The following is a 6,189-nucleotide window of genomic DNA, read 5'->3' as shown; positions in this document are numbered from 1 at the left end:
GGCGAGGGAGTCCAGATCAGGCGTCACAACCGATCTTTGGACTCCCTCGCTTCATGTCATGCGCGCAGGCGAGCCCTTGGCATCAGTCATCTAGGCGGACGGCAGTTCCAGGACGAACCGGGCGCCGCACGGCGCGTGGACGGCCCGCAGGGTGCCGCCGTGCCGGGCGGCGACGTCCGCCGCGATGGCCAGGCCCAGGCCGCTGCCGCCGGCGTCCCGGCTGCGGGCCTCGTCGAGCCGGGTGAACGGCTCGAAGATCCGCTCGCGGTCCTCCGCGGGCACGCCCGGGCCGTCGTCCCGGACCTCCAGGACGGCGCCGTACGCGGTCCGCCGGGCGGACAGCACCACCTCGGCGTCCGCGTGCCGCTGGGCGTTGTCCAGCAGGTTGCGCACCAGCCGGTGCAGCCGGATGCGGCTGCCGCGCACCGGCACCGCCTCGGGCGCGTCCACCCGCAGGGCGAGCCGGGCGCCGAGGACCGGACGGTACTGGTCGGCGAGCTCGCGCAGCACGGCCGACAGGTCGACGGCGGTGAACTGGCCGGCCGCCGCCGGGTCCGAGCCCCGGGCCAGGAACAGCAGGTCCTCGGTGAGCTGCTGGAGGCGCTCGACGGAGGTGAGCGCCTCCGCCGTCGCCGCGGGCCAGTCGGTGCGCTCGGGGTGCGCCAGCGACACCTCCAGGTTGGTGCGCAGCGCCGCGATCGGGCTGCGCAGCTCGTGCGAGGCGTCCGCGACGAAGCGCTGCTGCTGGACGGCCGAGCGCTCCAGCCGGTCCAGGGTGGCGTTGGTCGTCCGGGCCATCCGGGCGATCTCGTCGTCGGAACGCGGCACCGGGACGCGGCGGTCCAGCCGGTGCTCGCCGATCTCGGCCAGCTCGGCGCGGATCGCGTCCACCGGGCGCAGCGCCCGGCTGGTCGCCGCCCAGGCCGTCAGGGCGACCAGCAGGGCGGCGAGGGGCACCCCGACCCGGAGCACCGGGTCGATGGTGCGCAGCGAGGCCTCGGCGGCGAACGGGGTGGCCAGCACGTACACCGTGACCGGGCCGACCTGCGGCTTCGTCTGGTCGCCGTCCCTGCGCAGCAGGGGGCTCCAGCTGCCCATCGCGGTGAAGGTGCGCCCCGAGTAGCGGTTGGCCGCGGCCTCGCCCGCGGGGCCGATGGTGATCCGCTGGACCGACTGCCAGTTGTCCGGCGCCAGGTGCGGTACGGCGGCCGGCAGCGGCCCGGCCAGGTGCTGGGTGGTCAGCGTGCCGCCCGTGTACAGCACCTGGCCGTCGTTGCCCAGCACCACGTACGGCAGCTGCCAGTCGTCGACCACCTGCCGGCCGAGCTTGTAGCCGTTGCTGATCTCCCGGGACTGCGCCCTCGCGTCCGCCTCGGCGGCCTCCATCTGGGCGTCGTACAGGTGCCCGCGCAGCCACCAGGCGCCGCCGCCGAGCAGCAGCAGCGCCGTCAGACCGGCCGCCAGTGCGGTGCGCAGGCGGGTGGAGAGGCGGCTGAGCACGGTCAGGCCTCCAAGCGGTAGCCGGCGCCGCGCACGGTGGTGATCGAGCGGACGCCGAACGGCGTGTCCACCTTGCGGCGCAGCATGCTGATGTACACCTCGACGATGGACTCCTCGCCGTCGAAGGCGATGTCCCACACCTCGTCGACGATCCGGCGCTTGGAGAGCAGTTCGCCGGGGTGCTCGGCCAGGCAGCGCAGCACGGCGAACTCCCGCTCGGTGAGGGTGATCTCGGCGGTGCCCCGGCCGCAGCGGCGGCCCGCCGGGTCCAGCCACAGGTCGCCGACCCGCAGCAGCGGGCCGGGGGTCTGGCTGCGGCGGATCAGGGCGCGCAGGCGGGCCAGGAAGACCAGGTAGGAGAACGGCTTGGTGAGGTAGTCGTCGGCGCCGGTGTCCAGGCCCTCGGCCTCGTCGTACTCGCCGTCCTTGGCGGTCAGCATCAGGATCGGGGTGGTGACGCCGTCGGCGCGCAGCGCCTCGCACACCTTGTAGCCGTTCAGGCCGGGCAGCATGATGTCCAGCACGATGGCCCGGTAGGCGTGCCGCCGGGCCAGCCGCAGGCCGGTGAGGCCGTCCGGGGCGAGGTCGACGGTGTAGCCCTCGGCCTCCAGCCCGCGCCGTACGGCCGCCGCGACCTGGGCGTCGTCCTCCACCACCAGAATCTCCATGCGGATCAGGATGCCACCGGCGCCGGATCCGCTCCTTAAGCGGTCTTCAGCTTTCTCAGCCTGGCTTCAGGTGGTTTGGCGCATGCTCTCGCCGGATTCGCCGATCCGTTCGGGGCGGCGTGTGAGGCGGAAGGGGCCGGCGGATGTCCGTTGTCGAGGTCCCCGGCGTGCCCGCCCGCCACCGAAGACCGCGCCGGGCCCTGCCGCCGAGCCTGGTGATGGCGGCGGGGACGGTGGTGTCCCGGGGCACCGGCTTCGTACGGTCGGCGGTCCTGGTGGCCGTCCTCGGCTCGGGGGTGCTCGCGGACGGGTACAACGTCGCGAACACGGTGCCCAACATCCTGTTCGTGCTCCTGATCGGCGGCGCGCTGAACACCGCGCTGGTGCCCCACCTGGTGCGGGCGGCCGAGGAGTCGGCGGACGGCGGCGCCGCGCACGTCGACCGGCTGGTGACGGTGCTGGTGGTCGCCCTGCTGGTGCTCACCGCCGTGGTGGTGCCGGGCGCGCCGTACGTGGTGCGGGCGTACACCTCGTACGGGGGCGGGCAGTTGGACCGCACGGTGCTGCTGGCCTACCTCTGCCTGCCGCAGGTGTTCTTCTACGGGCTGTTCACGGTGCTGGGCCAGCTGCTCAACGCCCGGCGGCGGTTCGCGCCGATGGCGTGGGCGCCGGTGCTGAACAACCTGGTGGTGATCGGGGTGTTCGGCTGGTACCTGGGCCGGCGCTCCCTCGACGACGGTGACCTCGCGGTCCTCGGGGCCGGGACGACGGCCGGCGTGGTGGCGCAGAGCCTGGTGCTGCTGCCCTGCCTGAAGGCCGCCGGGGTGCGGCTGCGGCCGCGCTGGGACTGGCGGGAGGCCGGGCTCGGCGAGCCGCTGCGCGCCGCCGGGTGGACGCTGCTGCTGGTGCTCAGCGACCAGGTGGGCTACTGGGTGGTGACCAGGCTGTCGACCGTGGCCGGCGAGCGGGCCGCCGCGGCCGGGCTGCCCGGCGTCGGGTACACCGCGTACAGCAGCGCGTACCTGCTCTGGATCGTGCCGCACGGGGTGGTCACGGTGTCGGTGGTGACGGCGGCCGTGCCCGCGCTGAGCGCGGCCGCCGGCTCCCCGCGGGCCGTGCGCGCCCTGCTGGCCCGCAGCCTCCGCACGATCGCGGTGGTCAGCGTCCCGGCGGCCTGCGCGTTCGCGGTGCTCGCGCCGCAGCTGTGCGACCTCGCCTTCGGACACGGGCGGACCGGCGCCGCCGACGTCCGGGCCATCGCCGGGATGCTGACCGCCTTCGCGCCGGGCCTGGTCCTCTACTCGGCCTCGTACGCGCTGACCCGCACCTTCTACGCGCTCGGCGACAGCCGGACGCCGTTCCTGCTCAACCTGCTGCCCGTCGCGGCGACGGCGCTGGGGGCGGTGCTCTGCCACCGGCTGCTGCCGCTGCGCTGGGCCGTCACCGGGATGGCCGGCTGCTACGGGGGGTCGTTCCTGCTGACCGTCGTCGCCGCCTCCGTGCTGCTGCGCCGACGCCTCGGGCCGCTGCGGGTCCTCGGCGACCACGTGAAGGTCCTGTCGGCGGCCCTGCCGGCCGCTGCCGCCGCCTGGTGGGTCACCCGGTGGGGCCTCCTGCCGGCCGCCGGGACCCTCGCCGTCGGCTACCTGCTGCTCGCCCACCTGCTCCGGATCGACGAACTGTCCGCCCTCACCACACGATTGCGCAGACGATGATGACTCTCCTGCCCGCCGATGTCGCCCGGGTCCTCGACGTCCTCCTCCCCGAGGGCCACCCCCTGCGCGCCCAGCTCCCGCACCTGCGCGTCGAGTCCCGCTGCCGGTGCGGTTGCAGCACGGCCCTCTTCGCCGGCGTCGGGGACGGCGCCCGCTCCGACGTGGTCGCCGAGGCGGCGATCGGCTCCGACGGCGAGGTGTTCCTCTTCGCGGAGGACGGCCGGCTCTCCTGGCTGGAGGTCTGCTCCTGGACGGACCCCAAACTCACCCTCGCCGACGCCGCCCGCTTCCTCGGCGGGGAACCCTCCGACGGCGACTGACGTCCTGTCGGGCATGGCCACCGTACTCATCCTCGGCTTCGACCCGCATGCCGTCCCCGGCATGGACGGCGACGCGATGCAAGCCGTCCTCGACCACGAACTCACCCGCTTCGCCGAGCACGGCATCGACGTCGCCACGGCCCTGGTCGCCCCCGACGACACCGCCGAGCCCGCCGTCGTGGCGGCCCTGACCGGCCGGGACTGGGACGTCGTCGTCATCGGCGGCGGCATCCGCAAGCCGGAGCCGGCGCTGCCCTTCTTCGAGCTCGTCGTCAACCTGGTCCGCCGCCACGCCCCCGGGGCCGCCCTCGCCTTCAACACCAGCATCGCGGACAGCCTCGAAGCCGCCCGGCGCTGGCTGCCGCAGTAGGGCACCGGCCCGGCCGGGCGCCCGGGCCCTGGGCAGCCCGCCCGGACGCACCGGCGAGCCGACCGAGTGCACCCGTACGAGGGCGGTCCGCCGGCACGCCCGGCCGACGCCCGGCGCCGCGGGCCGCTCCGCCGGGACCGGCCGGACGGGACCTACGCCACGAGGTCGGCCAGGGAACGGCGGAAGGCGAGGGCGGGGCGGTCGCCGAGCGTGAACTCGCGGGCGAGCCGGAAGCCGTTGCGGGCGAGGACGGCCCGGGAGGCCGGGTTGTCCACCGTGGTGACGGCGGTGAGGACGGTCAGCCCGTAGGCGGTGGCCGCGAGGCGGCAGACCTCGGCGACGGCGGCGGTGGCGACGCCGCGCCCGGCGGCGGACTCGGCGATCCGGTAGCCGAGTTCGGCGCTGCCGTCGGCGAGGTCGACCAGGTTGACCCGGCCGACCAGTTCGCGGGCCGCGTCGCGCACGACGTGGAACCGGCAGGTGCCCTCGGCCTGCTCGGCGAGCAGGGCGGCGTGGCGGTCCGCGAACCCGGCGAAGTAGGCGTCGCCGCGGTCCGGGACGCTGCGGGCGAAGTACGCGCGGTTGGCGCGTTCGAAGGCCAGCAGGGCGTCGGCGTGGTCGGGGCGCAGCGGTTCCAGGGTGGGCATCACGCCAGTCTGGCGCGCAGGGCCTCGGTGAGCCAGCGGAATACCCCGGCCAGGCTCTCCGGGACGGGCCGGCCGTTGACGGTGGCCAGCAGCTGCCAGTAGCGCTCGGCGCGCGGATCCCCGGCGGTCTCCAGGCGGCCGAGCAGCCAGCTCCGCAGGGCGGTGTCGTCGGGGCGGCCGAAGGCCTCGGCGTAGGCGGCGGTGAGCGCGGCGAGGACCGGGTCGGCGGCGGGGGAGGCGGGGTCGATGCCGTCCGCCAGGGCGCCGGTGACCAGGGTCCTCACGGTCTCGGTGAGCGCGTGGTGCAGTCCGCTCCGGTCGCCGTCGGCGCGCTCCGCGGCCTGCTGCTCGGCCATCCGGCGGACCGCCGCCCGGAAGTCCGGGTCCTGGACGAGTTCACCCAGGTCGACCCAGGCCTCGACCCGCTCCACCGTGGGCTCGTCGGGGAGTTCGGGCATCGCCGAGCGCATCATGGCGACGAACTCCGGGTTGGCGTCCAGGCCGCCGAAGGCCTCGTCGATGAAGTCGTGGACCAGGCGCCGCCGTTCGGCGTCGGAGAGCTCGGCGAGCTTGTGCATGAGTCTCGTCTCCTCGGGTGTGGAACCGCGTTGGGCGACGGCGAGCAGCACCGCCCGGCGCAGCCGCAGGGTGCGGATCTGCACCTCCAGCGCCTCGGCGTGCGCGGCGGCCACCTCGCGCAGCGGGGCCTGCCGCTCCAGCACCCGGCGGATCGCGGGCAGGTCGAGCCCGAGTTCGCGCAGGGTGCGGACGAGGTCCAGCCGGGCGAGCGCGTGGACGTCGTACCGCCGGTAGCCGGCGGCGGTGCGGCCGGTGGGCGGCACCAGGCCGGTGTCGGCGTAGAACCGGATGGCCTTGACGGTGAGTCCGGTGCGCCGGGCGAGGTCGCCGATCGAGTAGAGCGTGTCGCTGCCGTCCATGGGGCCACCTTGGCGTCTCCCCCCGGGGGAG

7 protein-coding genes are annotated in these 6,189 nt (G+C 75.1%); 3 read left to right on the top strand and 4 right to left on the bottom strand.

Going from position 1 to position 6,189, the window contains the following annotated elements; all coding sequences use genetic code 11:
* Window positions 1–90 precede the first annotated feature (90 nt).
* Both ACZ55U_RS21545 and ACZ55U_RS21540 read right to left on the bottom strand, forming a co-directional pair.
* A complete protein-coding gene (locus tag ACZ55U_RS21545) occupies window positions 91–1,500 on the bottom strand; it encodes a sensor histidine kinase (protein WP_465527843.1) in 1,410 nt (469 codons plus the stop codon).
* 2 nt (window positions 1,501–1,502) lie between these two features.
* Window positions 1,503–2,168, bottom strand: coding sequence for a response regulator transcription factor (locus ACZ55U_RS21540; protein WP_465527841.1), 666 nt, complete (start codon window positions 2,166–2,168; stop codon window positions 1,503–1,505).
* A 143-nt stretch (window positions 2,169–2,311) separates the two neighbouring features.
* Between ACZ55U_RS21540 and murJ the strand changes: the two genes are divergently transcribed.
* Genes murJ through ACZ55U_RS21525 form a run of 3 tightly spaced genes read left to right on the top strand, consistent with a single transcriptional unit; the run spans window position 2,312 to window position 4,573 of the window.
* Entirely contained in the window at window positions 2,312–3,883 is a 1,572-nt protein-coding gene (murJ, locus tag ACZ55U_RS21535) for a murein biosynthesis integral membrane protein MurJ (RefSeq protein WP_465527839.1), read from the top strand.
* Window positions 3,880–4,203 (top strand): hypothetical protein, encoded by a 324-nt coding sequence (locus ACZ55U_RS21530; RefSeq protein WP_465527837.1) that lies wholly within the window; start codon window positions 3,880–3,882, stop codon window positions 4,201–4,203. The genes murJ and ACZ55U_RS21530 overlap by 4 nt, the downstream gene beginning before the upstream one ends.
* 13 nt (window positions 4,204–4,216) lie before the next feature.
* Window positions 4,217–4,573: a hypothetical protein gene (locus ACZ55U_RS21525; RefSeq protein WP_465527835.1), complete on the top strand. Its 357-nt coding sequence runs from the start codon at window positions 4,217–4,219 to the stop codon at window positions 4,571–4,573.
* A gap of 152 nt (window positions 4,574–4,725) precedes the next feature.
* On the opposite strand, the gene ACZ55U_RS21520 is transcribed toward ACZ55U_RS21525, so the two are convergent.
* Both ACZ55U_RS21520 and ACZ55U_RS21515 read right to left on the bottom strand, forming a co-directional pair.
* A complete protein-coding gene (locus ACZ55U_RS21520) occupies window positions 4,726–5,220 on the bottom strand; it encodes a GNAT family N-acetyltransferase (protein ID WP_465527833.1) in 495 nt (164 codons plus the stop codon).
* Window positions 5,220–6,158, bottom strand: a complete 939-nt coding sequence (locus ACZ55U_RS21515) for a helix-turn-helix domain-containing protein (RefSeq protein WP_465527831.1) — start codon at window positions 6,156–6,158, stop codon at window positions 5,220–5,222. The genes ACZ55U_RS21520 and ACZ55U_RS21515 overlap by 1 nt, the downstream gene beginning before the upstream one ends.
* Window positions 6,159–6,189: the final 31 nt, after the last annotated feature.

Source organism: Kitasatospora sp. NPDC034533 (assembly GCF_055575155.1).
This window is presented reverse-complemented; position numbering and strand designations above follow the sequence as displayed.